The 26320-nt window shown below is 43.9% G+C and carries 24 protein-coding genes and 1 other annotated feature; of the genes, 6 read left to right on the top strand and 18 right to left on the bottom strand.

From position 1 onward, the window contains the following. Positions 1-36: 36 nt before the first annotated feature. Together ACXAFV_RS06645 and trmB are read right to left on the bottom strand one after the other, a co-directional pair. On the bottom strand, positions 37-879 hold the full coding sequence (locus tag ACXAFV_RS06645) for a YtnP family quorum-quenching lactonase (RefSeq protein ID WP_475126088.1): 843 nt from the start codon (positions 877-879) through the stop codon (positions 37-39). A 542-nt stretch (positions 880-1421) separates the two neighbouring features. Then, positions 1422-2063, bottom strand: coding sequence for a tRNA (guanosine(46)-N7)-methyltransferase TrmB (gene trmB, locus ACXAFV_RS06640; protein WP_475125268.1), 642 nt, complete (start codon positions 2061-2063; stop codon positions 1422-1424). Between the two features lie 314 nt (positions 2064-2377). Between trmB and ACXAFV_RS06635 the strand changes: the two genes are divergently transcribed. Beyond that, the gene (locus tag ACXAFV_RS06635; RefSeq protein WP_475126087.1) at positions 2378-2656 is read left to right on the top strand and encodes a YtzH-like family protein; all 279 of its coding nucleotides are present in this window, start codon (positions 2378-2380) and stop codon (positions 2654-2656) included. Here ACXAFV_RS06635 and ACXAFV_RS06630 read toward each other — a convergent pair whose 3' ends face one another. The 5 genes from ACXAFV_RS06630 to thpR all read right to left on the bottom strand — a co-directional run bounded on the left by ACXAFV_RS06630 (position 2657) and on the right by thpR (position 8337). Next, entirely contained in the window at positions 2657-3430 is a 774-nt protein-coding gene (locus ACXAFV_RS06630) for a phosphotransferase (RefSeq protein ID WP_475125267.1), read from the bottom strand. 245 nt (positions 3431-3675) lie between these two features. Further along, entirely contained in the window at positions 3676-5823 is a 2148-nt protein-coding gene (gene pulA, locus ACXAFV_RS06625; RefSeq protein ID WP_475125265.1) for a type I pullulanase, read from the bottom strand. Continuing rightward, positions 5817-6770: a diacylglycerol/lipid kinase family protein gene (locus ACXAFV_RS06620; protein ID WP_475125263.1), complete on the bottom strand. Its 954-nt coding sequence runs from the start codon at positions 6768-6770 to the stop codon at positions 5817-5819. The genes pulA and ACXAFV_RS06620 overlap by 7 nt, the downstream gene beginning before the upstream one ends. Next, the gene (locus ACXAFV_RS06615; RefSeq protein ID WP_475125261.1) at positions 6767-7744 is read right to left on the bottom strand and encodes a nuclease-related domain-containing protein; all 978 of its coding nucleotides are present in this window, start codon (positions 7742-7744) and stop codon (positions 6767-6769) included. Before ACXAFV_RS06615 ends, ACXAFV_RS06620 begins: the two co-directional genes overlap by 4 nt. Positions 7745-7770: 26 nt before the next feature. Further along, on the bottom strand, positions 7771-8337 hold the full coding sequence (thpR, locus tag ACXAFV_RS06610) for an RNA 2',3'-cyclic phosphodiesterase (RefSeq protein ID WP_475125259.1): 567 nt from the start codon (positions 8335-8337) through the stop codon (positions 7771-7773). Positions 8338-8587: 250 nt separating this feature from the next. Here thpR and cysK point away from each other — a divergent pair, with 250 nt between their 5' ends. After that, positions 8588-9517 carry a cysteine synthase A gene (gene cysK / locus ACXAFV_RS06605; protein ID WP_475125258.1) on the top strand — a complete coding sequence of 310 codons (930 nt, stop codon included), beginning with the start codon at positions 8588-8590 and terminating at the stop codon, positions 9515-9517. Between the two features lie 135 nt (positions 9518-9652). On the opposite strand, the gene ACXAFV_RS06600 is transcribed toward cysK, so the two are convergent. Genes ACXAFV_RS06600 through pepV form a run of 3 tightly spaced genes read right to left on the bottom strand, consistent with a single transcriptional unit; the run spans position 9653 to position 12242 of the window. Then, positions 9653-9940: a hypothetical protein gene (locus ACXAFV_RS06600; RefSeq protein WP_475125256.1), complete on the bottom strand. Its 288-nt coding sequence runs from the start codon at positions 9938-9940 to the stop codon at positions 9653-9655. 13 nt (positions 9941-9953) lie between these two features. Further along, a complete protein-coding gene (dat, locus tag ACXAFV_RS06595; RefSeq protein WP_475125254.1) occupies positions 9954-10820 on the bottom strand; it encodes a D-amino-acid transaminase in 867 nt (288 codons plus the stop codon). A gap of 21 nt (positions 10821-10841) precedes the next feature. Next, a complete protein-coding gene (pepV, locus tag ACXAFV_RS06590) occupies positions 10842-12242 on the bottom strand; it encodes a dipeptidase PepV (protein WP_475125252.1) in 1401 nt (466 codons plus the stop codon). 372 nt (positions 12243-12614) lie between these two features. On the opposite strand from pepV, the gene ACXAFV_RS06585 reads away from it, so the two are divergent. Beyond that, positions 12615-12836 (top strand): DeoR family transcriptional regulator, encoded by a 222-nt coding sequence (locus tag ACXAFV_RS06585; protein WP_334219342.1) that lies wholly within the window; start codon positions 12615-12617, stop codon positions 12834-12836. 819 nt (positions 12837-13655) lie between these two features. On the opposite strand, the gene ACXAFV_RS06580 is transcribed toward ACXAFV_RS06585, so the two are convergent. Next, positions 13656-14372, bottom strand: coding sequence for a pseudouridine synthase (locus ACXAFV_RS06580; protein ID WP_475125251.1), 717 nt, complete (start codon positions 14370-14372; stop codon positions 13656-13658). A gap of 139 nt (positions 14373-14511) precedes the next feature. On the opposite strand from ACXAFV_RS06580, the gene ACXAFV_RS06575 reads away from it, so the two are divergent. Next, positions 14512-14739 carry a hypothetical protein gene (locus tag ACXAFV_RS06575; RefSeq protein WP_475125250.1) on the top strand — a complete coding sequence of 76 codons (228 nt, stop codon included), beginning with the start codon at positions 14512-14514 and terminating at the stop codon, positions 14737-14739. A 55-nt stretch (positions 14740-14794) separates the two neighbouring features. On the opposite strand, the gene ACXAFV_RS06570 is transcribed toward ACXAFV_RS06575, so the two are convergent. Then, positions 14795-16414 carry a putative polysaccharide biosynthesis protein gene (locus ACXAFV_RS06570; RefSeq protein WP_475125248.1) on the bottom strand — a complete coding sequence of 540 codons (1620 nt, stop codon included), beginning with the start codon at positions 16412-16414 and terminating at the stop codon, positions 14795-14797. 306 nt (positions 16415-16720) lie between these two features. Between ACXAFV_RS06570 and ACXAFV_RS06565 the strand changes: the two genes are divergently transcribed. Further along, a complete protein-coding gene (locus tag ACXAFV_RS06565) occupies positions 16721-17980 on the top strand; it encodes a BaiN/RdsA family NAD(P)/FAD-dependent oxidoreductase (RefSeq protein ID WP_475125247.1) in 1260 nt (419 codons plus the stop codon). Positions 17981-18027: 47 nt separating this feature from the next. Here the strand turns inward: ACXAFV_RS06565 and ACXAFV_RS06560 are convergent, their stop codons facing one another. The 6 genes from ACXAFV_RS06560 to ACXAFV_RS06535 all read right to left on the bottom strand — a co-directional run bounded on the left by ACXAFV_RS06560 (position 18028) and on the right by ACXAFV_RS06535 (position 25588). After that, positions 18028-18210, bottom strand: a complete 183-nt coding sequence (locus tag ACXAFV_RS06560; RefSeq protein WP_475125245.1) for a sporulation protein Cse60 — start codon at positions 18208-18210, stop codon at positions 18028-18030. A gap of 114 nt (positions 18211-18324) precedes the next feature. Beyond that, entirely contained in the window at positions 18325-18639 is a 315-nt protein-coding gene (locus ACXAFV_RS06555; RefSeq protein WP_475125244.1) for a rhodanese-like domain-containing protein, read from the bottom strand. A 275-nt stretch (positions 18640-18914) separates the two neighbouring features. Next, the gene (leuS, locus tag ACXAFV_RS06550) at positions 18915-21329 is read right to left on the bottom strand and encodes a leucine--tRNA ligase (RefSeq protein WP_475125242.1); all 2415 of its coding nucleotides are present in this window, start codon (positions 21327-21329) and stop codon (positions 18915-18917) included. Between the two features lie 109 nt (positions 21330-21438). Continuing rightward, positions 21439-21660 (bottom strand) — a binding site (T-box leader). Between the two features lie 175 nt (positions 21661-21835). Next, on the bottom strand, positions 21836-22612 hold the full coding sequence (locus ACXAFV_RS06545) for a 3-hydroxybutyrate dehydrogenase (protein ID WP_475125241.1): 777 nt from the start codon (positions 22610-22612) through the stop codon (positions 21836-21838). A gap of 15 nt (positions 22613-22627) precedes the next feature. Then, positions 22628-23950 (bottom strand): GntP family permease, encoded by a 1323-nt coding sequence (locus ACXAFV_RS06540; RefSeq protein ID WP_475125239.1) that lies wholly within the window; start codon positions 23948-23950, stop codon positions 22628-22630. Positions 23951-24223: 273 nt separating this feature from the next. Further along, entirely contained in the window at positions 24224-25588 is a 1365-nt protein-coding gene (locus tag ACXAFV_RS06535; RefSeq protein ID WP_475125237.1) for a sigma-54 interaction domain-containing protein, read from the bottom strand. Positions 25589-25777: 189 nt separating this feature from the next. Between ACXAFV_RS06535 and ACXAFV_RS06530 the strand changes: the two genes are divergently transcribed. After that, positions 25778-26299: a cupin domain-containing protein gene (locus tag ACXAFV_RS06530; RefSeq protein WP_475125235.1), complete on the top strand. Its 522-nt coding sequence runs from the start codon at positions 25778-25780 to the stop codon at positions 26297-26299. The last annotated feature ends 21 nt before the right edge of the window (positions 26300-26320 follow it).

Genomic DNA, 26320 nt, shown 5'->3' with positions numbered 1-26320 from the left:
CACCTCTTTGACCGCCTATGAAAAAGCGGCCAACTTTTAAAGAGTTCTCGGCACCTCTTCAATGATTTCTCCGTCCTTATTCCATTTCAATGCCCGGTAAACCGCATCGTGATAGAACAAGAACCACCACTCATTGTCGATCGCCTGGTTGATCCACTTGTCTTTCGCATGGATGGACGTCATTGGATAATCGTCATACGCAAGGACCCACAACGGATTTTTATGAGCATGTGTCGGCATGATGTCCGCCATATGAATGAACGTTTCACCCCCATGCTCCATTACAATGATCGAATGGCCGTCACTGTGACCGCCAGTGTGAATCATGCGAAGGCCCGGCAGCACTTCCATTTCATCCTCAAACGGTTCCACCTGATGAGTGATGCTTTCCCAGTTTTCTTTCCAGTATGTATTACGGGAGCGGATATTCGGCTCTCTCATTTCATCCCATTCGACCTTTGACGTATAGATCGTCGCATTCGGAAATACCGGAACGAGCTTTTCCCCTTCATACTTAGTCAATCCGCATGCATGATCAAAATGCATATGAGTCATTAAAATAATATCGATATCTGCAGTGGTCAATCCCAGTTCCTCTAACGATGAATCTATGGATGATTCCTCATGCACACCATAATTACGTTTCTGCTTGTCATTTAATTTCCCTTTTCCGATCCCTGATTCAATCAGGACGTTTTTTCCCTGATATTGAAAAAAGAGAGGATCGGTTCTCAATTCAATTTGGTTTAATTCATTCACTGCATATTTTTTTGACCAAAGAGGTTTCGGAACCACTCCGAACATCGCTCCCCCATCCATATGGGTCACTCCCCCATTCAGCCAATGGATCGTTAAATCTCCAACTTTCAATGATTCCATCATGTCTTATTCCTCCTTTGTTCGTACGGTTTTATTTTATCAGAATTGATGGACAACTTATATAGATATGCATCTTCTTCGTTTTGCATTCAATCAACGGCTGTAACAGGTTTTGAGTTCATTACTAAATGATAGAACATTTGACATGAGGCGCAATTATCTGGATTCCGGAGCAATTATTTGGAAGGTGGCGCAATAAGTTTAAAACCGGCACAATTATCCTGAAACCGGCGCATTAATTTTAAAACCGGCACATTATCCTGAAACCGGCGCATTAATTTTAAAACCGGCGCAATTATCCTGAAAGTGGCGCAATAAGATTAAAACGGACGCAATTATCGTTTGGAAGGGCTGCTGGAAGGATGCATTTCACCATCATATTGATAGTCCCAGGCTAAAAATAAGCGGAACAGTGTTATCTTTTCAAAAACCACTAACTTTTTTAGAATTTTACTGTCCATTTTGAAGGATATCAACCACTCAAGCTGACACTCAACAAAAAAAGCGCCCCAAGTACATCAGGACACTTCTTCTACCTATTATTAATTCTGATACTGCGCTTCCACACGGTAAATCCGCTGGCCTTTGGCCGAGAACTTTTCTTCGTACTCGGTCATAATGTTACCCTCAAAGTCGCTGTTGTGAAGATCCAGGCTAAGAAACTTCAAATGCAGTCCGTACCAAGAAAAGCTTTTCAATGAATACTCGAACAATCCTTGGTTGTCGGTCTTAAAGTGGATTTCCCCGCGTTTGATCAGGATATCCTCATAAAGTTTAAGGAAGGTTTCGTATGTGAGACGACGTTTCTCGTGACGATTTTTCGGCCAAGGATCCGAGAAGTTGAGATAAACCCTGCTCACTTCCCCACTCGCGAAGAAGTCGGTTAAGCTGCGCGCGTCTACGTTCAGCAGCTTTACATTAGGAAGCTCTGCTTCGATCAAGCGATCCAGTGCCGTCACGATGACACTTTCATACAATTCGATTCCGATGTAATTGACATCAGGATTCGCTCTGGCCATTTCCGTGACGAACTGGCCTTTTCCCGTTCCAACTTCTATATGAATCGGATTGTCATTTCCAAATACCTTATCCCATTTCCCTTTTTTCTCTTCGGGCTGTGCGACCACATACTGCGGATTTTCGCTGATTTTTTCAGAAGCCCATGGTTTATGTCTTAAACGCATGCTGTGACACCTCGTTTATTAGTTTTAAAGCTGTTTTCATATATCATGTTTTCTGTGCCTGCCGACTACTTAACAATAACTCAAATTCTATTAAGCCTTATTAAACATTCTATATGAAAACAGCTCTACCGAAAAAAACAATAACAGAAGTAAGAAAACAGTGCAAGAACTAATTATTATTACCAGGTAAAGTACAGAGCCTCAAACAAAAATCCCACGAATAAATGAAAAAGGAATCCACACACTAAACGTGAATTCCTTTTTTGTTTTCAAGAAAGAAAACGATGAAAGATCTATATGAAAGGGTGTACGGTATGCCATTGGATTCCCATTATCAAATGCAGTTGTTGAAAGATATATTATCGAATCATCAAACAGATTGCTGCGGTTCAGTATCTGAATGTGAGCAAGTCGAACGATTGGTTAAATCGTTGATGGTCAATGCTGATATAAATGAAAATATTAAGCCGGTCCTGCAGGAAATTTATCAATACAGTCAAAGCGGAGCAGGCAGCTCTGACCTTGGCTCACATATTACGAACAATAGACAAAACCTGTCCCAATGGGTGACGGATATGGATCAGTTCTCCTGATCAAACGATTTTGTGCAAATATTCGATCCAGTGGTTCATTTCATGAAAACGTCCTTTTCCTTTATGCCATTGGATGGAAAGGATCGTTTGAGCCACTACATACCACTTCATTCTAAGTTTTAGATTTTCTGTCAGCTCAACCCCATATTGAGTGAGCCATGCTTGCCATTCTTCTTCGGGAATGTACCAATATAACAGCATTCCAACGTCAAACGCAGGGTCGGCTATCATCGCGCCGTCCCAGTCGATCAAGTACAGCTGGTTGAAATCGGATAGCAGCCAGTTGTTATGATTGACATCCCCATGACAGACCACATATTCATCCTGCCGAACCTCTTCCAGTTCTTTTTGCAGAAATAATAACGCTTGCCTGACTACAGGTAATGATAGAAGATCAAACTCCAGTCCCGTTTCAACTTCCGTCAGCATGTGCTCGGGTTGAAAAGGTTCCTGACCCAATCTCTCAAGCATCGTGGACAGAGGTTTGGAAGAATGGATTTTCTTGAGCAGCCTGGCTACCCGTTCATTCTTCATCTCTTCAGGATTTAATTCTCTTCCATTTAACCAGTGCTGTGCTGTTATAACGTCCCCATTTTCCATTCGCTTTGTCCAAACCAGTTTCGGCACGATGCCTTCTGCCGACAATACGGCTACAAATGGAGAAGAGTTACGTTTAAGAAACAGCTTCTGCTCTTGATATTGAGCGAAAAAAGCTTCTCCGGTAGCACCGCCTGCGGGGACTATTTCCCAATCTTGGTCAAATAAGTGTTCCAATATATTCACCTTCTATTGGTCCTTAGTCATGTTCATTTTTAACATACATACTTTTATTATCGTCAAGTAAAAGAATTCATTAAACAAATTTTCATCAATTAAAAGTCTTCTATTCATAAAATACATTTCCATCAAAAAAAGTCTTCATAAAATAAAAAAGACAGCTATTGGGCAAATCAATCAATAGCCATCTGTTTTTGATTTTATCGTCATCTTCTCATTTCGTCAAGCATTGGAACGATGTGTCAGCGAACGATTATATAGGAACAAAGACCCTCAACCTCTATGGAATCTCCGCTCAGCTTACGTATTCCATCCACATTAGCCTTATGTCCGTCAGCCAGGAGAGACCAGGATTTTCCTCTTGGCAGTCGGAACTCCTCCTGTTTGCTGCTTCCGGAATGAAAAATCAATATTATTTCATTCCAAGGTCCGTACGGATGAACATCCTGATAATGAACCGTTACCAGATTCTCTGCGGGATGTTGGACAGAAGCGTATTTCCTGATGAGATCCGACTGCCTGAAACGAAATGCCCCGTGACTTTTCCTGATTGCGATCAAGCCCTGGACATACTCTATATCCCCAATATGCTTTTCTCTTCTCATCCAATCAAGCTGATTTACCTCAATGGGCGAATTGTAGCTGTTTTCTATTCCCTGTTTGGTCCGGAAAAACTCCTGACCGGCATGAAGGAACGGTATTCCCTGTGAAAATAACACCATAGCAGTGGCAAGTTTTTGCCTTTTCATAAGGGTAACATCCTCTTCCCCCAGGCAGGCTTTCATTTTATCCCAAAGCGTATGGTTGTCATGTGACTCTACATAGTTGACGGATTGGGCAGGCTCTATAAAAATACCTCTTTCTCCAGTAGTGCCGATGCTGCCCATTAGCACCTGTTCCACTTTTCCCTCCAAGTTACCGTGTCCGAGAGCAAATCCTTTATCGTGCAGGTTGAATGTGCTGCCCTTGATTGTATCCCTGAAACAATCATTGAATTGACCGATCCCTCTTAGACTGTTTGCGTTTCTGAGGTTGGCCTTTTTCCCCGGCGGAAGAGGTGTATTCAGGTCCCACCCTTCACCGATCAGGATTGCATCAGGCAGGACCCGGTTTACTTCTTCACGGATTTCGTTCATCGTCGTGACATCAAGGATGCCCATCAGATCGAATCGAAATCCATCCACTCCAAAGGTTTTCAACCAATAGAGAATGGAATCCTTGATGAATTTTCTCGCCATGGAGCGTTCAGAAGCAAAATCATTCCCGACGCCTGTTCCATTGGATGGAAGTCCGTTTTCATCATGACGGAAAAAATATCCCGGAACTAGTTTTTCAAAAGACGATGTTTCTTTTATATAAACGTGGTTATACACCACATCCAAAATGACCCTGATATTTTCTTCGTGCAGTGAATGGATTGCAGACTTCAATTCGTGTATACGTTCTGCGGGATCATTGGGCTTCATACTATAGCTGCCTTCAGGAGCATTAAAATAAAGAGGGTTGTATCCCCAGTTGTAGCGGGTATCTGCCGGATCATCCGAAACACCATCAAAATCATTCACCGGAAGCAATTCAACATGAGTTATACCCAGCTCTTTCAAGTATCGGATGCCGCTAGAAAAGCCATTTGGTGTGGTTGTCTCTTTTTCTGTAAACGCAAGGTATTTCCCTTTGAACTTCATTCCGCTTTCTTTGGCGCTCGAAAAGTCCCGTACATTCAATTCATAAATGACAGCATCTGTAGGGGATGGCAAGGGCTCCAGTGAGGAACACCGGGGTGTAATGCGCTCAGGATCCACTGCACACCCCCATTCACTATTATAGGAAACGGCTTTAGCATAAGGGTCGACAAGCTCATTCCAGACAAGATTGATGCATGTCATAAATGTATAATAATATCCTTCAACGTCTTCCCTGACAGTCAGTTCCCAGACGCCTTTTTCGGTTCTTTCCATATGATATTGAACGGTTTCCTCTTCATGCGGTGCCTTTAATTTCAGTTTCACTTCGGTAGAGGTGGGAGACCACACTTTAAAAACGGCGGAGTCCCCTTGAAAGGTGACACCAAGGTCATCACCGTCATAAAAAAAATGCTGATCGAATTCCTCCGTACGAATGACTGCACCGATTTGCAGGTCCGTTGCCGTATTGTGTTCGTCAACGATATTATAGGTTTTTCCAAGCTCGAGTTCCTCCGGCAGGGATGCAGTGTATTTCATTGCATCATCTAACGGAATCTTCTCCTTCATTTCAAGTGCGATTTCGTTCCCGTCTTTCAATAAAGAAAATCGATTGGACTGCCCCTCATGATACGCATAAGGGAGGATCAATGTAACCGTATGAAATGTATCGAGGAATGCTTCGTACTGCCGACTAATGACTAACACTTCTGCCACCTGCTTCTATTTAACATTTTCCAGCTGCCGGGGAGAATCTTGACGTTCATTTCAGTCTCTCCATCGATGACTCCTGCAAAATCGCCATCTGCATGGACAGGAACGACTTCCCCGCTTCCGATCGTGATACTTCTTCCTTTTAATGTATGGACTTCTTTCAAATCAGTATGTTTTCCGAAAAAGACGGAAATAAACAAAAACAAAAGCTTCAATTTAGAAAGCCCGGACACGATGGTCAGATCAAGCTCTCCATCATTTGGACATGCTTCCGGGGCTATTTTCATCCCTCCCCCGAAATAAGGCTGATTCGATATGGTGATGAACCATACCTTTTCCAACGTTTGTTCCTTACCATCAATCTCGATGGTCATCTGAAAGGGGCTGAAGGTAAATGTTTCCCTACAAAGAAGAATAGGATAGATCAGCTTGCCCAATGACCAGCGGTTCAATTTTTTCTTTAAAAGGGATGCATTTGCCTTTTGGGCGATCAATGCATCGAACCCTACACCTATATTATTCACAAAATATCGTTTTGGCCCCCCTCCTATAGAGAAAAGACCTGCATCCAGTGAAATCGGATGTGCCGCAGAAGATGTTTCTTCAATCAGGTCATAAGCCTTATGTTGGCTCACTGGCCATTCATAGCCCCGGGCAAAATCATTTCCGCTTCCTCCTGGAATATACCCGATGAAGATATTATCAAAACCGGCCGTACCCGAGATGATGGAATTCATCGTCCCATCGCCGCCAACTCCGATGATGTATAGCGAGTCATGCGGATAGGTCCGGACAAGCTCCTCCACGATTCTCCTCACATCGTCCGGATGGTCAGTGATATACATCATGTGGGGAATGGTGATGTTCTTCTGTAACCTCTTCCACGAGGAAAGGGAATGATCATTTTTTGCAGATGGATTCACAATAAAGATTGTCTTCATTGCGAATCCTCTTCCACTGCTGTATTCCACTCCTTTAATGTCTCATGTTGATAATGCATGCGTTTGAACGAAGTCGTCTGACAATATTCCAAAATGGCCTTGGCTGCTTTCAATTGGACACTTTTGATCGGTGAACGGCTTGACCTCTGCTGATTGAACCAGCTTTCATGCATCCGTTTATCAATAAATCGATAACCGGCAGGGGCCTGAGGGTAATCGATATATCCATTTCTCGAGATGACAGCTTTATGGACGGGCAATTCAACCCCGGCATATTCAACAATTTGCTGAATGATGCGTTCCATCCTCCTCAAGGAAATCAACGGATTCAGCACTCTTGTTTCAGCATCTCCCCATTTTTTCACCCAGAAGCGATCCCCGGAGCCAATATAGGCTGTCCCATCCTCGAATTCCAGGAATGATAAGCACCAGATGCCTGTCGGCGTAATCAGTATGACCTCTAACTCAACGGGGGCATTCTTTATCTTAAAAACAGGATAATATAAAACCAATGTGTTATCAGGAAATCGCTGCAGCAGGTATTTCAGACGCTCATCATAGCAATAGCTGTTGTCCACATAGGATTTTTCTGAAATCGTGGAGCTAGCCCACCTTAATTGAAAATCAAGTATGGAATCCAGGAAATGCTTCTTCAATTCTTCTTCTGTCGTGATATCGGAGTGCGGGCTCATCTCAAGCTCAATCGCATCATCATCTTTCTGCGTGAGAAATTCGTTTTCCTCCGAATCACCACCTTCCTTCTTTTTAAAAAAAGACATGAATTTCCTGGTGACGGATGATTTCTCTTTCTCGATTTCTTCTTTTTCAGGTGTAGAAAACACACCTCCGCTTTCCCAGTGAAGTTTCATTTTTTCCCATTGCTGCTTTTTTAATCGTACAAATTGGGAAGGATATCTATATAAATCGGTTTCATATCTTGAAACATAATCTTGGAGTTTAATCAGCTGCGCCATAAGGAGTCCTTCCTTTCAAGTATGTTTTAGGGCAGTTCATTCAATTGTATGGTATGGACCACTTCATATTTTGGTAGGCGGTCCAAGTGAGTTCGATACAAAACGATTTCTTTTATCGTGTAGCGGTTCGTTTCGGCGGCATTGTACTTACTCAGCCATTCTTTCGAAAATGCAGCAGGCTTGTTCCATTTGCGTCCAACCGTGATATGTGGGGTGAATGGCCTTGAATCCAGTTGAAACCCGGCTTCTTCGCAGGCTTCATATACTTTTTCACGAATTTGATGAAGAGTCGATGAAGGATTTACGCCCATCCAGAAAATTCTCGGTTCATCGCTTTTTCCAAACGTACCAAACCGCTTGAGTGACAGCGGGAAACTTCCCAGGTTATGTAAAGAACTTGTAACGTTATCAATCGCCAAATTAAGATCTTCTTGTGAAGCATCACCTAAAAAAGCCAGAGTGATATGATAGTCTTCAAGATGAACCCACTTTTTAAAAGAGTTGTCCTCCCTCATAGGGGCCGTCAATTCATATATCTCTTTTTTCATTCCCTCAGGCAAAGATAATGCGAAAAAATAGTGTGTTTTTAACATAAACATACCATCCTTTATGTTTGGCTTTGTTAGAGATCCTGGTTTGTATAGTACCGCTTACATTTATAGTTGTTCATGCATGAGAAACTATGTTCAAATGACTTAATTATCTCTATTTTAGCAAAATGTGCTAAGAGAAAGAATCACTGAAGGAAAATGCAATAAAAATGAAATACAAAGCCTATTTAGTTGATAAGATTTATGTGAATGAGTACCATATAATTAGACATTGAACGAAAGGAAGTTGAGCATGAAAGTAGTACAGAATATTGCCGAATTGATCGGGGATACCCCCCTTGTTAAATTAAATCGTCTGAATCCTTCTGATGGAGCGGATGTGTATGTAAAACTTGAGTTTTATAATCCGAGCAAGAGTGTAAAAGACCGTGCAGCCTTCCAGATGATCGTGGAAGCAGAGAAACAAGGTTTGCTGAAGGAAGGTTCGACGATCATTGAACCGACGAGCGGAAATACTGGGATCGGACTTGCCATGAACGCTGCAGCAAGGGGGTATCGCTCGATCCTCGTCATGCCTGACACGATGACACAGGAACGCATCAACCTGCTGAAAGCATACGGAGCAGAGGTCGTATTGACGCCCGGCGATGAGAAGATGCCTGGTGCGATCGAAAAAGCAAAGGAATTGACGAATGAAATCCCGAACAGCTTTATGCCGATGCAATTTGAAAATGCAGCCAATCCGAATGCCCACCGTAAAACAACGGCACTTGAAATTATCGAAGCGATGGACCAAATCGGCAAGCCTCTTTCCGCTTTTGTCGCGACAGCGGGAACAGGCGGAACGATTACCGGTACCGGCGAAGTGCTGAAGGAACATTATCCTGATATCCAGGTCCATGTCGTCGAACCTGCAGGGTCGCCCGTCCTTTCGGGAGGAAAACCAGGGAAGCACAAATTGGTCGGAACAAGCCCTGGCTTTGTCCCTGATACACTGAACACAGAGGTGTATGATAAAATCCACAAGATAGAAGATGAACAGGCGTATGATATCGCAAGGAGAATGGCAAGCGAAGAAGGCATCCTGGTCGGACCGTCTTCAGGTGCAGCATGCTACGCAGCCATCGAAGTCGCAAAAACATTATCACCTGACGATGTAGTCATCTGTATCGCATGTGATACCGGAGAAAGATACCTTTCAAGCGATCTATTCCGATTCTAAGAAAAGAACAAGCGCCTTGTTCAGCCCCGACAAGCGTTGGAGCTGGCCATTTCTCAAATTTAAGTAATACTCTCTTATGATTAAATTTAAAGGCCCGTCCCTCAATGCTTTAACGCATTGAAGGACGGGCCTTCTCTATATGTCTTCTTTTGCTTTACGGTAATGCGAGATGAAATGATCGGGTGAAGACTTCACTACGAACGTCAGGACACCTTCGATGGTGTGAAGGTAGAGAAACGTGTAGTGGGCAGAAAGGTGCTTTTTCGTTACATCCATCACCTGATGAAGGGTGAAGCTCCTTTTAGGAGTGACGATCTTATCGCTATACAAATACAGATATTCTTCCGTCTCCACCGTAAACTGCTGATTGTCTTCAATCAGACGTTCTTTTTTCATATAAGCCTGCGCACAAATCAATTCCATCCCGTATCCTCCGTCAAATTTGCTGAACCTTACACTCTGCCATTATTCTTTCCGTGAACAGTTCCTGCAATTCCATCGTTACAGGTCCCGGTACTCCCTGTCCTATTTCCACTTCATCAACTTTAATGATTGGCATCACTTCTGATGTCGTGCTTGCAATGAATATTTCATCTGCAGAAAGCAGTTCATTCACCGTGAATGTATTTTCAATGAATGGCACATCATTCTTTTCCGCTAAATCCTTGATGACTCTTCTCGTGATGCCATTGAGTATTAGATTTGTAACAGGATGTGTATAGATGTTGCCATCTTTTACAATAAAGGCATTCGATGAAGACCCTTCTGTCACCGTCTCCCCCCGATGCTGGATTGCTTCGAAATGTCCTTTGGACGCCGCCTCTTCTTTGGCAAGAATATTCCCTAATAGATTCAGACTTTTAATATCACAGCGGAGCCATCTGATATCTTCTAGAAGCGTAACCGTTACACCTTCGTTCATTTGTTTCAAAGGACGTTTAATATCTTTCGTATAAGCAACAACACTGCCGGATACACCTTCTCCCGGAAAGTGATGCTGTCTCGGTGAAATACCTCTTGAAACCTGCATATACACAATTCCTTCTTCGACGCCATTCGTTTCGATCAATTTAAATACGATTGAAGAGAGTTCCTGAAGGTCAAATGGAATCTTCAGCTTCATTTTTGCCGCACTTTGATACAGCCGCTCCATATGTTCATTCATCGTGAAAACTTCCCCGTTATACACACGGATCACTTCATAGATCCCGTCACCGAATTGATAGCCGCGGTCTTCAATATCTACTTTCGCATCGCTTCTTTTCACAAATTCCCCATTAAGGAATACCGTTTCTGCCGCCATTTCCCTCTCTCCTCCCTATCCTTAGGATTTACATGCCAATTCATAAATGGCCTGAGCATAGATTGCTGTCGCTTTTAAAAGATCCTCTATATACATATATTCATCTTTTTGATGGGCAATATCTTCTCTTCCAGGGAATAACGGCCCGAATGCCACGCCAGCCTCAAGGCTTCTGGCATAGGTACCGCCGCCGATCGTGATGAGTTCCCCTTTTTCCCCGGTCTGCTCTTCGTACACTTTTTTCAATGTCTGTACAAGCTCATCATCCGAAGCTACATGATGCGGCTTGCTGTCTGTAAATTTTTCAACCGTAAAACCTTCAATGGCATGAAGAGTCTCTTTTGCCTGGTCCATATCGTAATGGACTCCGTACCGCATATTCAGACCGAGACGCCCGCCTTCTTCGTGGGAATAACGCAGTTTCCCTACGTTGATAGTCAAGTCACCCGTGATGTCATCCCGATGGCTCACACCAAGCTTTACGCCGCGTGAATCTTTAAAGAATGTCTCTTTTGTAAAAGCAAAGAATGCTTCTGCCTGCGAATCAAGAGGAAGCTCTGTCAGGAAAGCAGCAAGATACAGCCCTGCATTTTTCCCATTATCAGGTTCCATCCCATGAGCCGAAACACCTTCCATTTCGAAGATTACGTCACCATTTTCGATATAGTAGCCGCCCTTGATCTCTTCTTTTTTCGAGAAGATTTCAAACTGCTGGACCCATTTGGTATGATCTTCATCCAGATGGACCACAGCCTTTGCGTAATCAGGAACCATATTATAGCGGCGACCAGACTCGAAGGAAATGACTTTATTGCGTGATTCGTTCCTATCACTGTTCAGTTTCTGAACAAGATCATAGTCTGCAATCCCTTTTTCTGCATAGATGATCGGGAAGTCGGCATCAGGGGCAAACCCCATCGAAGGCATTTCTTCTTTCTTAAAATAGTGATCGACACATCTCCAATCACTTTCTTCATCCGTTCCGATGATCATACGGATTCGTTTTGTAAATTCCGGATTCAGCTCTTTTACGATTTTCATGGCGTAATAGGCGGCCATCGTCGGCCCCTTATCATCAATCGCACCGCGCGCAAAGATCTTTCCGTCCTTGATTTCACCTCCGAACGGATCGACACTCCAGCCATCACCTTCAGGAACGACATCGACGTGACAAAGAATACCAAGGAGGTCCTCGCCTTCACCAAACTCAAGGTGGCCGGCAAGATGGTCGACATTCTTAGGGGTGAATCCGTCTTTTTCCCCGAGCATCAATAAATAATCCAGCGCTTCCTTCACGCCTTTTCCAAGCGGAGCGTCTTCTGTGGCATTCTCTTCATCTAAAACACTTTTAATTTGCAAAAAGTTTTGTAAATCTTTTAGTAAATCATCTTTTCGTTTTTCTACTTCCTGCGTCCAATTCATCTTTACACCTGCTCATTATGTATTTAAACTCATTTCACGTTCCATTTTATACTGTTTGCGGGTGAAATCCAAACATGTAGAATGACCTATGTGAAAAAGTTTGCGTCTTTAATTTTCAGAATTATTCATCTTTTCCACCAAGACTTCATACAATGGGGTTAACATCGGTACCCAACGTTAATTGTTTGTAAATTTAGACAATATTATAGAATTTTTATAGAATTAAGGGTACAATATTATTGTCAGACATCTTATGAGTAAACTCTAAAAGGAAAAGGGGTTGTCTAAAGCGCATAGTACATAGGTAGCACGTGAGGTGCACACATGGCGATGTAGTCTTTGACTTTGGAAAAATGATGAGGGAGTGGTTCTTTGAAACCTTCAACCAATCGTATGCTAACAAGAATTAAAGCTGTATACATGTACATCAACAAGAAAGGTACTGTAACAACTCAAGATCTCGTTGACGAATTTGGCATTACTCCTCGCACCATTCAAAGAGATCTCAACGTGTTAGCGTATAATGACTTGGTACAAAGCCCAAGTCGCGGCCAATGGACAACAACTCAGAAGAAAGTAAAGATGTCTTCATAAAGAGAAAAGCGGAAGCGCCTTGCTCAGAGGCGACAAGCATAAGGTGAACCTACCGGAAAGGCGTTCTTTGCCTTTTTGGTAGGTTTAACTTATGACCTCGAGCCTCTAGGCGCTGCAGCTGGACAATAGAAAAGCGGAGGCGGCTCGTTCAGCCCCGACAAGCATAACTGGGAAATCCCCTAAGGCGCTTTTTGCCTTTGGGGATTTTTCAGTTATGACCTCGAGGGGCTAGCCGCCGGAGCTGGACAACAGAAAAGCGGAGCCGACTGCTTTGGCCCGACAAGCATAAGGCGAGTCGGCCGGAAAGGCGGCTTTTTGCCTTTCAGGACGGCTTGACTTATGACCTCGAGGGACAAGGAGGCGGAGCTGGACAATAAAAAAGCGGAAGCGCCTTGCTCAGAGGCGACAAGCATAAGGTGAACCTACCGGAAAGGCGTTCTTTGCCTTTTTGGTAGGTTTAACTTATGACCTCGAGCCTCTAGGCGCTGCAGCTGGACAATAGAAAAGCGGAGGCGGCTCGTTCAGCCCCGACAAGCATAACTGGGAAATCCCCTAAGGCGCTTTTTGCCTTTGGGGATTTTTCAGTTATGACCTCGAGGGGCTAGCCGCCGGAGCTGGACAACAGAAAAGCGGAGCCGACTGCTTTGGCCCGACAAGCATAAGGCGAGTCGGCCGGAAAGGCGGCTTTTTGCCTTTCAGGACGGCTTGACTTATGACCTCGAGGGACAAGGAGGCGGAGCTGGACAATAGAAAGAGAAAAATCCATCCAATTAAGCGTACACACTTGATTGGATGGATTTTTTCATAATTTGGGTAAAATCAAGGACGATACTCCTTCAGCATCTCCACTTCCTCATCCGTCAGTTCACGATATTCACCAAGCTCAAGGTCCTCATCAAGCTTCAACGGCCCCATCGACAAACGCTTCAAGTAAACAACGCGTTTCCCTACACTTTCAAACATCCGCTTCACCTGATGGAACTTGCCTTCCGTGATCGTCAACTCGATATCAGATGTGATACCCGATTTCAATATCACAAGTTCTCCCGGCTTTGTATGATAGCCGTCCTCCAGCGTCACACCTTCTTTAAAGGCTTTAACATCGCGTTCAGTCACTTCGCCCTCAATAACGGCAAAATATGTTTTCGGTACATGCCGTTTTGGAGAAAGAAGCTGGTGAGATAATTGGCCGTCATTCGTGATGAGCAGCAAACCCTCTGTATCTTTATCGAGTCTACCTATAGGAAATGGATTGAAAATCTGGTCGTCCATTTGAAGGATATCGATGACGGTTTCTTCATTGGCATCTTCTGTCGCTGAAATCAGACCTGGCGGCTTATTCATCATCAGATAGATGAATTCACGATATTCAACCTTGTCTCCATATAGCATGACGGTATCCTTTTCCGTGTCGACGTGGACTTTTCCATCCTTGACGACTTCGCCATTTACCTGCAGACCTCCATCCTTGAGCAATTTTTTTACTTCTTTTCGGCTTCCATAGCCCATGTTTGCAAGTAACTTATCGATTCTCATAGTGACACTCCTACTTTATTTAATGTATCCCTTTAGAAATTCGGTTTCCGTTTAGGGTAAAAGCCCATTCATTATTCTATTTTATACATAGGCTATTAACGATAAGCAAGAAACCTATCTTAAACTCGAGGTGAAAAGAATGTATCCTTTTCGACAACAAGGAACCGGCGGCATTTTAATCCCGATTCCCTTTCCAGGCGGCGGACAGCAATATCCCGGTTATCCAGGTTATCCGGGAGGCGGCGGAAGCTTCGACCAACGTCTGGATCGTTTAGAAAGACAGTATCAGCGACTGGACCGCAGAGTGGACCGCCTTGAAAGACAAGTGGAAAGGCTTGAAAGGCAGCTTGGTTATTACAACCAGTGATATCTACCATTCAATAAAAAAGGGGATGAACACTATGCGTCATCCCCCTTTTCTATTATCCTATCCGCAAACGGCTTCTAATCTTATTGACTCTTTCTCCAAACAACTTATCTGCAAGCTTGCTTCTCAGACTCAGATAAAAATAGACCAGAGCCCCCGCTCCACCGCAGATTGCAACAAGGATGATTGCCTGGAATCCTGAAGCTGGATTTAAGAATTGTTTTAAAACACCATACAAAATCAGCACAACTACGGCCATGATTGCATTCATGATACCTATAGCCACCGTTCTCCGGATAATGAGCTCAAATTTGTAGCGGGCGTATTTTTTAATCACATACAGGTTGATTGCGATCGCAACCGCATATCCGATCGTAGTCGCAAAGACAGCTCCCTGGGTTTCAAAAAGCTTGATCAGTGGAATATTCAGCACCATCTTCACGAGCAGTCCTACCAGTAAGCCGAATATCGTGAATTTCTGCTCATCGATTCCTTGAAGGATCGCAGCAGTTACTGCGTAAACAGCAAATAATATTGCAACCGGTGCATAAATTCTTAAAATAGCCGTCCCTAACTCATCACTATGATAAAACATGGTATAGGCAGGTTCTGCAAGCAGTGCGATACCAATGGATGCAGGGACCGTCAGGAATAACAGGATTTGAAAGGTTTGGTCAATATTCCTGCGCATCGTTTTCCGGTCTCCGCTTGTATAAGATGTCGTAATCAGCGGAATCAATGTCATGGAAAATGCAGTGGCTAATGACACCGGAATGATTACAAGTTTATGAGTGTAAAAGTTCAACACCCCTAAAGCATAATCGGAAATTTTCGCATTCCCGATAGCAGCCATCGCTTTATTGAAAGTGATTTGATCCACCATCTGGAACAACGGGTTAGCGAGTCCCACAAAAATGAAGGGGACCGAGTACGCAACAATCTCCTTGTACATCTTAGGAAGAGAAACTTCTGCTTCTCCCCTGTCTTCCTCTAGCAGTTCATCCAAGTGCGGCTTCCGTTTAAACCAATACCAGATTAGCACACCAAGACTGGCAAGTCCTCCGACAAATGCAGCAAATGTCGCCACACTGATCGCAGTCGTGACCGAGCCGTCCATAATATGCAGCACTACATAAATCCCGCCAAGCAAAAAGACAATCCGGACAATCTGCTCGATGACTTGTGATACAGCAGTAGGTCCCATCGACTGATGTCCCTGGAAAAAACCGCGTATCAGACTCATGAACGGAATGATGATCAAGGCAAAGCTGACCGCGCGGATGACCGTCGTTACCTGGGCGACTGAAATGACCTGTTCCTCACTCTTAATGGTCATCTCTGCAAACACCGGAGCAAAGATGTACATAACCAGGAATGACAGTACTCCTGTTAACGTCATTAACAGCAATCCTGACTTAAACAGCTTCCGCCCGACGGCGTATTCCCCGATTGCATTATATTTCGAGACAAACTTTGAAACAGCCAATGGAACCCCGGCTGTCGCGACTGTCAAAAAGATCGTATAAGGCACATATCCATATTGATACAGTGATGCCCCTTCTTCGTTCCCTTTCAATAACTCATCAAACGGTATAACATAAAAAAGACCCAAAAACTTTGAAATAAAGGTCCCTAACGTTAATATAAACGTTCCTTTTATTAATTTAGATGACATAGTATCCCTCTCTGGAAAAGCACGTTCCATTAGAAACATGCGTTAGTACTTCTAATAAATTCACATACTATCATAGTTTACTACTGTACGTATCGAATGACAATTTTTTTCGAACATAGTAAGTAGAGTACCCTGATGAAGGGGTTTGCTAACGTGAATATACTAATAAATCCATCAATTTCCGAACACCCGGCATATGCAGCTTAGTGGTTATGAACGATTCTACAATTAACTGAAACTTTTTATGCGGGACCGTTTTTGATATTATTAAATGTTGAGAAGTAAAACGATAAAGTTGGTGAAAAAATGTCAGCATATGACGTAATCGTTATAGGTGGAGGACCATCGGGATTAATGGCGAGCATCGCGGCCGGCGAGAATGGTGCCAAGGTCCTTCTTGTAGATAAAGGAACGAAGCTTGGGAGAAAGCTTGCGATTTCAGGCGGCGGCCGCTGTAATGTGACAAACCGCCTGCCGATCGATGAGATCATCAAACACATCCCCGGAAACGGCCGCTTTTTGTACAGCGCTTTTTCCGAGTTTAATAATGAAGATATCATTTCTTTCTTTGAAAACCTGGGAATTCAATTGAAAGAAGAAGACCACGGACGGATGTTTCCAGTATCAAACCGTGCGCTGGATGTAGTAGAGGCTCTTTTAAACAGAATGAAAGAATTACGGGTGGAGACCAGAACGAATACCTCGGTTGAAGAAGTGATTTACGATGATGGCAAGACAAAGGGGATCCGATTAATGAATGGCGAAATGATCCATGCAAAAGCCGTAGTTATTGCAGTGGGTGGAAAGTCTGTCCCTCATACCGGCTCAACCGGTGACGGATACCCTTGGGCTAGAAAAGCCGGCCACACGATCACTGAATTATTCCCGACTGAGGTTCCGTTGACATCTGATGAACCTTTCATCAAGCAAAAAGCGTTACAGGGGTTATCACTCCGGGACATTGAACTGAGCGTGCTGAACCCTAAAGGTAAGAAACTGATCACCCATAAAATGGACATGATCTTCACTCATTTAGGCATCTCGGGACCTGCAGTTTTACGCTCCAGCCAATATGTCGTGAAAGCGATGAAGAAATGGAACCTGACCCATGTCACGATGGTCATCGACTCGCTTCCTGACAAGAACGAAGAGCAGCTCTTCCAATCTCTTTACAAGCTGGTAAAAGAGGAAGGGAAGAAAGCGGCAAAGAATATCTTTAAAGGCCTGGTGTCGGAAAGGTATTTATTATTCCTGCTCGACAAAGCTGGTATGGATCCTGATGAAAAAGGAGATCATTTATCGTCGGAGAAAGTCCGCCATTTTGCAAAGCTCTTAAAGCAGTTCACGTTTACCGTGAACGGCACCCTTTCAATCGAAAAAGCCTTTGTGACAGGAGGAGGCGTTTCGGTTAAGGAAATCGAGCCGAAAACGATGGCATCAAAAAAAATGCACGGCCTGTTCTTCTGCGGTGAAGTACTGGATATCCACGGATACACAGGAGGCTATAACATCACCAGTGCCCTGGTGACCGGCCGCCTTGCCGGCTTTAACGCCGCAAAAATATAGAAAAAAAGAAAGGTTGATCGTCTTATCCATTCGACGAATCAACCTTTTTATTTTCGATAAATGACCATTGCGGAGAAACAGTAAATCTGTTCTTCCATCTCTTCTGTCAACGCAGCAATATGATATTTTATATCGACGATTTTCTTCTCATCCACTTTACTCAGGAACTGATTCATATCCTGCTCCAAATCCTTCTCATGCTCATAGTCAAACACCTTCACCTGAATCATTCCGATCCCGCCTTTCTATAATTCATCACTAGTATTGTCAGATATTTAAATTTTCAAACAACTCCGCGTAAAAAAACACATTCCCGCTGAAGGAATGTGTTTTTTAGGAGTCTATTATTTCTTAGGCGCTGTCTCCCCAGACCAATTCATCATGCCGCCTTCCATGTTTACCACTTTGTAGCCTTGCTCCTTCATGTAATGAGCGACATTTCCGCTGCGGTTGCCTGAGCGGCAAATAAAGATATACTCTTTATCCTTATCAAATTTGTCAAGTGACTCAGGGATATCACCCATTTTGATATGGCGTGCACCCGGGATCATGCCCTCTTCTACTTCTTCATCTTCACGTACGTCGACTAATAAAAGGTCTTCACCATTTTTTAGCTTCGTGTTCAATTCATCCGTTGTGATTGTTTTGATTTCAGTCATTTTCTTCACCCTTTCGCGGTAATCAATTTGATTATATCAAAGGAATGCCCATTCACAAAAAGTTTAAACTTAAGGGGGTATTTTCAACTTTAGCTTGAATTATGTGCAGGTATTTGTGAATGAAAAGTCGGTTGTACCAGGTGGTGCAGCTACCTTGAAACGGTGCCTGGCTCAAATCAAACCTTTTGTGCCTGGCTCAAATCAGACCTTTTGTGCCTGGCACCCAATAAATCAAAAAGGGACGGACCATTGTTAGGTCCATCCCTCAATTCAGGCTAGTTAGCCACAATATTCACAAGCTTACCTGGTACTGCTATCACTTTGCGTACTGTTTTTCCTTCGATTTGACTCTTGATGTCTTCGTTTTCCATCGCTGTTTTCTCAAGGTCGTCTTTGTTCATATCACGAGGAATCATCACTTTCGCTTTCACTTTACCGTTTACTTGAAGAACGATTTCCACTTCGTTGTCCACAAGTTTCGATTCATCAAATGATGGCCATTCCACGTAAGTGATGGACTCTTCATGACCCAGCTTTTCCCAAAGCTCTTCCGTCATATGTGGAGCGATTGGTGCAAGGAGCTTCACGAATCCTTCCACGTATGCTTTAGGCAAGGTCTCTGCTTTGTAGGCTTCATTGATGAAGACCATCAGCTGGGAGATACCTGTGTTGAAGCGTAGTCCTTCATAGTCTTCTGTGACTTTCTTGACAGTTTGGTTGTAAATTTTATCTAGGCCGGGGTTAGCAGTGTCCGACACTTTGCTTGAAAGAGAACCGTCCTCTTCGACAAGAAGGCGCCATACACGGTCTAAGAAACGGCGGGCACCATCAAGCCCGTTCGTGCTCCAAGCAACGGATGCTTCAAGCGGCCCCATGAACATTTCATAAAGGCGAAGGGTATCAGCTCCGTGAGATTCGACGATCTCATCAGGATTAACGACATTTCCTTTGGATTTACTCATTTTTTCATTATTTTCACCAAGGATCATACCTTGGTTAAAGAGCTTTTGGAAAGGCTCTTTCGTCGGCACTACTCCGATGTCATATAGGAATTTGTGCCAGAATCGAGCATAAAGAAGGTGAAGTACCGCATGCTCTGCTCCACCGATGTACATATCGACCGGAAGCCAGTCATCCATTTTCTTCGCATCAGCAAGGGCTTCCTCGTTATGAGGATCGATGTAGCGAAGGTAGTACCAGCAGCTTCCTGCCCATTGCGGCATTGTATTTGTTTCGCGGCGGCCTTTCTTGCCTGTTTCAGGGTCTTCTACATTTACCCATTCGCTGATGTTGGCAAGTGGTGATTCGCCTGTACCTGATGGCTTGATTTCAGTTGTTTTAGGAAGGACAAGCGGAAGTTCGCTTTCAGGAACACCCGTTGTTGTGCCATCTTCCCAATGAATCACTGGAATGGGCTCGCCCCAGTAGCGCTGACGGCTGAACAGCCAGTCTCGCAGGCGGTATGTGACCTTCTTCGTACCGATTTCTTTTTCTTCAAGCCAAGCAATCGCTTTGATGATCGCTTCTTCTTTACCAAGACCATTAAGGAAATCAGAATTAACATGCTCTCCGTCACCAGTATATGCTTCTTTTTCAACGTCTCCGCCGGCAACCACTTCAATGATCGGCAGATCGAATTGTTTAGCAAATTCATAGTCTCTTTCATCATGGGCAGGGACGGCCATAATCGCTCCTGAGCCGTAGCTCACAAGAACGTAATCTGCAATCCAGATCGGCATTTTGCTTCCGTTTGCAGGGTTGATTGCATACGCCCCAGTGAAGACACCTGTTTTTTCTTTTGCAAGATCGGTACGTTCAAGGTCGCTCTTGGTCTTCACCTTATCAAGGTACGCTTCCACTTTCTCTTTTTGATCAGGTGTGGTGATTTGTTCAACCAGATCATGTTCAGGTGCAAGCACGGCATAGGTTGCACCGAAGATCGTATCAGGGCGAGTAGTGAAAACATCGAATGATGCATCATGTCCGTCAATGTTGAACACGACTTCAGCCCCTTCAGATCGGCCGATCCAGTTGCGCTGCATATCCTTGATGCTTTCCGGCCAATCGACATCTTCAAGGTCTTCAAGAAGGCGATCCGCATACGCCGTGATCTTCAGCATCCACTGTTTCATCGGGCGGCGTTCGACCGGGTGGCCCCCTCGCTCACTCTTCCCATCGATTACTTCTTCATTGGCAAGAACCGTTCCAAGTGCCGGGCACCAGTTCACCGCTACCTCATCCACATACGCCAATCCTTTTTCATAAAGCTTCAGGAAAATCCACTGCGTCCATTTGTAGTAGCCAGGGTCTGTCGTATTTACTTCGCGGTCCCAGTCATAAGAGAAACCAAGCGCTTTGATCTGGCGGCGGAAGTTATTGATGTTCTGCTCAGTGAATTCAGCAGGATCGTTCCCTGTATCAAGCGCATATTGCTCTGCAGGAAGACCAAACGCATCCCAACCCATTGGGTGAAGGACATTATACCCTTGCATGCGCTTCATTCTGGATAGGATATCCGTCGCTGTGTATCCTTCCGGGTGACCTACGTGAAGGCCGGCGCCAGATGGATACGGAAACATATCCAGCGCGTAGAAGTTCTTTTTCGACTCGTCTTCAGTCGTTTTAAACGTTTTGTTCTCTTCCCAATACTTTTGCCATTTCGTCTCAACACTCTTATGATTAAAACTCATATTGAGATCCTCCTTTAACATGATGGTAGAAAAGGTCTTGATGCAACCTGTAGTCTGTATCCAGCCGCTTTTCTTTTTAAAAATAAAAAAACTCTCATCCCAAATAAATATTTGGGACGAGAGTTGTATTTACATTCTCCCGCGGTACCACCCACATTAGTGTACGCGCACTCAGCTTCATTCATCCTTAACGCGGAAAACGGCAAGTCTTACTGATTGTTCACACTTGCAACTCAGCAGGCGAGTTCATGATGTTCCCGGTTGACTTCCACCACCCGTCAACTCTCTAAGACAGGAAACATTCACTACTACTCCTGATCAACGTCTGAAATATAAGAATCATTATATGTATTCACTATTTTAGGAGAAAATATTCAGGAGCGCAAGCCCAATGTTGAGGAATCTGGTAAATTTGTGACCGATTTTGATTTTGCAGGGGAATGTGTTGATAAATATTGAAAGACCAAAAAAAGAAACGACCCATCCCTGAGTCGTTTCTTTATGAATCATTGAACCGTATATCCCCCGTCCAGTACCACTGCCTGGCCTGTCACGCCTTTTGCTGCATCACTGCACAAGAACATTGTATAGTCTGCTATCTCTTTTACTTCCAATAGCCTTCTTTGCGGTACCAGCGGGTAGATGACTTCCTCCAGCACTTTTTCCAATGGGACGTTTCGCGTCTTAGCGAGATCGCCAAGCTGATTCTGCACTAAAGGAGTATCGACATACCCCGGGCACACAGCATTTACAGTGACACCATGTGCTGCTGCTTCAAGTGCTGCGACCTTCGTCAAGCCGATGACTCCATGTTTCGCAGAATTATAGGCGGCCTTGCCGGCAAATCCCACTAGTCCATTGATGGATGCCATATTGATGATTCTGCCGTAGCCCTGCTCTTTCATGATGGGCAAAGCATGTTTTATGGCCACAAATGGAGCCGTCAGCATAACTTTCACCAAAAATTCGAATTTCTCTGTCGGGAAATCTTCAATTGGTGACACATGCTGAAGGCCCGCATTATTAATGAGCACATCAAGTCTGCCATAATGATTCACGGTAGAGGCAATGGCTTCTTTTAAGTCTTCCTCAGAAGTAACATCACAGCGGATGCCAAGAGCTTCATATCCTTCTTTTTTCAGGGAGAGTGCAGCTTCCTGCACTCCATCTTCTTTCAGATCTGTTAGGACCACTTTTGCACCGTTTGCAGCGAATTCCTTGCCGATTTCAAAACCGATCCCTTGTGCTGCACCCGTTACAAAAACGACTTTGTTTTCAACCATGATGATACTCCTTTCTTAGATACCTACTCCCAAGCTGAATAATAAGATGGCGATCGCCAATCCAATCAACGGAACAATGACGGTCAATGCCCCTACTGCACCATAGGCTTCTCCGTGAGTCTCATTACAAATCGATCGAATCGTCGTGACAACATATCCGTTATGCGGAAGGGAATCCAGGGCACCTGAAGAAATCGCCACAGTCCGGTGAAGGGCTTCAGGATTAACACCCATGTCGACATAATGGGGCGCCAGGATAGGAAGGGCAATGGCCTGACCACCGGATGCTGAACCTGTCATACCCGCAATGACACTTACCGCAATAGCTCCGCCGATAAGAGGTGATCCAGGGATATTAGTCATGACATCAACAGCCGTCTCAAATGCAGGGACTGCTTTCGCCACTCCTCCGAATCCAACTACCGCTGCCGTATTCCCGATGGCAATCAGGGCACCGATCGTACCCTCTGAAACCGCACTCCAAAATCCTTTGAAATATTTTCGATTTAAAGCGTATGCAGAAATGACTCCGCCTAATAACGCAATGATCAGAGCCGATTGCTTTAAAGAGTCGTGGAAAATAAACGAAAGGATCAGAACGACTAATAACGGGATCAGACCCATCAATGGATTTGGCAAAGGCCTTCCTTCATCAATGACTGGATCTTCTTCACGTGACTGGAATCTTTCCCCTTTATTAACCGCTTTGGAAATCATTCGCTTTAACCACCAGTAACCGAATACCGCCATGAATACAGCCACAATCAAGCTGACCTCCCAGCCTGCGTATGGCGTTGTTCCTAAATATTCAATCGGGATCCAGTTTTGGATTTCAGGAGATCCGGCCGACGTCATCGTAAAGGTAACGGATCCGAATGCAAGTGCAGCCGGGATGAAACGACGGGGCAGATCTGCCTGCTTAAATAGACTGACAGCCATCGGATAAACTGAAAAGGCTACGACGAATAAGCTTACCCCGCCGTATGTTAAAACAGCACAGGCTAAAACGATTGCAAAGACTGCAAATTTCATACCCAATCTATCAACGACAAAACGCGATACACTGTCTGCAGCTCCACTATCCTCCATTACCTTACCGAAAATAGCACCAAGTAAGAACATTAAATACCACGCAGCTACGAAGCTTGTAAATCCTGACATATAGTTGGAGACCAAATTCGCTTCCCCTTCAGCTGCCAGCTGCGGAAATAGCGGCATGCCGCTCAATACAGCCACGAATAAAGCAGAAATGGGGCCGACAATCAATATGTTCATACCCCGCATTGTTAAAAAGATTAATAAAATAAGTCCACCAATGAGACCAATCATACTTAACATCTTGTAATCCCCCTTATTTCAAAAATGTTCTCTTCTTTTTTGTTGCAATCGTTTACATTTCTCTGTTTGACAGATGTCTGCTCCTTTCTATACAAATCGTTCACTTAATAGACATGCAATAATTGTGCCAACTTTCAGATTAATGATATCAGTATTCTAACGGCGTTTCAGTCCGGAAATTCGGACGGATGCAATATTCATTCACAGGATGTACACAATTGCTTATCAAAAACAAAAATTCCGAAAAATCGGACTCAGTTCCGGATTTCCGGACTAATCCAGAAGCTGATATTTATTTAATTTTTCATATAGTGTCGATTTGCTGACTCCGAGTGCCGCAGCCAACTTCCGCTTATCGTGATGAAATCTTTTCAAACTTTGCTCCAACACACTCTTCTCTGTATCATCGAGAATTTCTTTCAAAGTCTTTGATTCTACATTGTAGAGAGTCCCCGCTTTCATATACTCAGGCAAGGAACTTAATGTAATCTGATTTTCATTCGATAAATAGGTTGACGCATTGATCACATTTTCTAATTCCCTTAAGTTCCCCGGCCAGCTGTATGAAGTGAATACATCCAAAACGTCCTGCTGGAATCCCTGGATTCTTTTGCCGGAAGACTTCATTGATTTTCCCAAGAAGAATTCAGCAAGCATGACGATGTCATCTTTCCTTTCCCTTAGAGGCGGTATGACAAATGGCACCACATTGATTCGATAATAGAGGTCACTCCTGAATCTTTTTTCTTCCATCATTTTTTCAAGGGGCCTGTTGGTGGCCGCAATGATCCTGACGTTCACCTGGTGCACCCGGGACGACCCTACCGCTTCCACTTCTCCTTCCTGCAGCACCCTGAGAAGTTTTGCCTGCATATTTAGCGGCATGTCCCCAATCTCATCGAGGAATAGGGTGCCTTTATGGGCAAGTTGGAATTTCCCTTTTTTTCCGCCTTTCTTGGCTCCGGTAAACGCACCTTCTTCATATCCGAATAATTCCGACTCCAGAAGCTGTTCCGGAATCGCAGCACAATTCACTTTAATGAAGGGCTGACCGCTCCTTTCACTAAGCTGGTGTATACTGTGGGCGAATAATTCCTTACCGGTTCCGCTTTCCCCCCTGATCAGGATCGAGATATCACTCGGGGCAATCATTTGAGCCTTATCTTTCAACTCCCTGATCCCTTCGGATTCCCCGATGATGTCATTTAAGTTGTACTTCACCCCTGTATTGATATCTTGTATGTAGCTTTGTATCTTTGACATCATGTTTTTGACATGTGAACTCATCTGCATCCATTCACTCGTATCGCGGAATATGACGCTGCCGAACGCTCCAATCACTTCCCCGTCCACAACGATCGGGATACGGTTAGCAATCATATAATTCCCCTTGATATACTGCAGATCGGCAACTTCTTCTTTCCCGTTTTCCACGACCTTATGCATTCTGGTATTTTCAATCACATTCGTAACATGGGTCCCGATTGCTTTTTCCCTGTCCACCTCAAGAAATTTACAATAGTTTTCATTGATGTAAATGATATTCCCATCTTTATCCACTACAACCAGCCATTCAAAGGCATTCTCCAAGATGATCTCAATCATCTCGGCAGAGACTTTCTTTAACAGACTGCTCATCTCTTCCCCCTGCTTTCCTGCTGTATGATCTATTATAAAATCGTCTATCTATTCAAAATAATCCTTACTATTATAGTAGCATACCGATACACCACTTAGGGAATTTCCAGAATATATCAAACTGAGGAATCTGGTTTATAAATAAGGGGGAACGGGAATCTTTCTCTATAAATACGAGGAGGTGATGGAATGGAAATTGATCGTTTAAAAATCTACTTTTTAGAAGATGATGGTACCATCCCAAACAATCCGGATTTGCCTGTTCTTATCTACCGAAATGCAGTGGAAAATACAGATGAGATAGAAAGAATCTTTTATCATAATAAGTGGCTGAACAGCTGGGTGAACGGCATCCATGATTATCACCATTTTCACAGCAATACGCACGAAGTGCTTGGAGTCATGCAAGGCGAAGCAAATGTACAACTTGGCGGTGAGAAAGGCGTGGAAGTCACGATTAAAAAAGGTGATATTATCATTCTTCCCGCAGGGACCGGCCACAAAAAATTATCCTCCAGTCCCGGTTTCAAAGTAGTCGGTGCCTATCCCGATGGAGCAGAATATAATATGAAAGAAGGGTCTTTGAAAGAACGGCCGCAAGTCCTAATTGACATCAAAAATGTTCCCCTCCCCGAACTCGATCCCGTGTATGGTGACAAGGGCCCAATTATTAAATACTGGCTTCAAAGCAAAACAAAAGTGAGCGAGTAAAGGGATGGATGATTTAACCAT

It is taken from the genome of Rossellomorea sp. ABR4_012, from assembly GCF_056159545.1.
The sequence above is the reverse complement of the archived record's forward strand: the minus strand, read 5'-3'. Positions and strand labels throughout refer to the sequence as shown.

Excerpts from the sequence above, each read along its gene's own strand:
- ACXAFV_RS06645 (WP_475126088.1), bottom strand. The coding sequence starts at position 879 with ATGGAATCATTGAAAGTTGGAGATTTAACGATCCATTGGCTGAATGGG.
- trmB (WP_475125268.1), bottom strand. The coding sequence starts at position 2,063 with ATGCGTTTAAGACATAAACCATGGGCTTCTGAAAAAATCAGCGAAAAT.
- ACXAFV_RS06635 (WP_475126087.1), top strand. The coding sequence starts at position 2,378 with ATGCCATTGGATTCCCATTATCAAATGCAGTTGTTGAAAGATATATTA.
- ACXAFV_RS06620 (WP_475125263.1), bottom strand. The coding sequence starts at position 6,770 with ATGAAGACAATCTTTATTGTGAATCCATCTGCAAAAAATGATCATTCC.
- ACXAFV_RS06615 (WP_475125261.1), bottom strand. The coding sequence starts at position 7,744 with ATGGCGCAGCTGATTAAACTCCAAGATTATGTTTCAAGATATGAAACC.
- thpR (WP_475125259.1), bottom strand. The coding sequence starts at position 8,337 with ATGTTAAAAACACACTATTTTTTCGCATTATCTTTGCCTGAGGGAATG.
- cysK (WP_475125258.1), top strand. The coding sequence starts at position 8,588 with ATGAAAGTAGTACAGAATATTGCCGAATTGATCGGGGATACCCCCCTT.
- ACXAFV_RS06600 (WP_475125256.1), bottom strand. The coding sequence starts at position 9,940 with ATGGAATTGATTTGTGCGCAGGCTTATATGAAAAAAGAACGTCTGATT.
- dat (WP_475125254.1), bottom strand. The coding sequence starts at position 10,820 with ATGGCGGCAGAAACGGTATTCCTTAATGGGGAATTTGTGAAAAGAAGC.
- pepV (WP_475125252.1), bottom strand. The coding sequence starts at position 12,242 with ATGAATTGGACGCAGGAAGTAGAAAAACGAAAAGATGATTTACTAAAA.
- ACXAFV_RS06580 (WP_475125251.1), bottom strand. The coding sequence starts at position 14,372 with ATGAGAATCGATAAGTTACTTGCAAACATGGGCTATGGAAGCCGAAAA.
- ACXAFV_RS06575 (WP_475125250.1), top strand. The coding sequence starts at position 14,512 with ATGTATCCTTTTCGACAACAAGGAACCGGCGGCATTTTAATCCCGATT.
- ACXAFV_RS06570 (WP_475125248.1), bottom strand. The coding sequence starts at position 16,414 with ATGTCATCTAAATTAATAAAAGGAACGTTTATATTAACGTTAGGGACC.
- ACXAFV_RS06565 (WP_475125247.1), top strand. The coding sequence starts at position 16,721 with ATGTCAGCATATGACGTAATCGTTATAGGTGGAGGACCATCGGGATTA.
- ACXAFV_RS06560 (WP_475125245.1), bottom strand. The coding sequence starts at position 18,210 with ATGATTCAGGTGAAGGTGTTTGACTATGAGCATGAGAAGGATTTGGAG.
- ACXAFV_RS06555 (WP_475125244.1), bottom strand. The coding sequence starts at position 18,639 with ATGACTGAAATCAAAACAATCACAACGGATGAATTGAACACGAAGCTA.
- leuS (WP_475125242.1), bottom strand. The coding sequence starts at position 21,329 with ATGAGTTTTAATCATAAGAGTGTTGAGACGAAATGGCAAAAGTATTGG.
- ACXAFV_RS06545 (WP_475125241.1), bottom strand. The coding sequence starts at position 22,612 with ATGGTTGAAAACAAAGTCGTTTTTGTAACGGGTGCAGCACAAGGGATC.
- ACXAFV_RS06540 (WP_475125239.1), bottom strand. The coding sequence starts at position 23,950 with ATGTTAAGTATGATTGGTCTCATTGGTGGACTTATTTTATTAATCTTT.
- ACXAFV_RS06535 (WP_475125237.1), bottom strand. The coding sequence starts at position 25,588 with ATGAGCAGTCTGTTAAAGAAAGTCTCTGCCGAGATGATTGAGATCATC.
- ACXAFV_RS06530 (WP_475125235.1), top strand. The coding sequence starts at position 25,778 with ATGGAAATTGATCGTTTAAAAATCTACTTTTTAGAAGATGATGGTACC.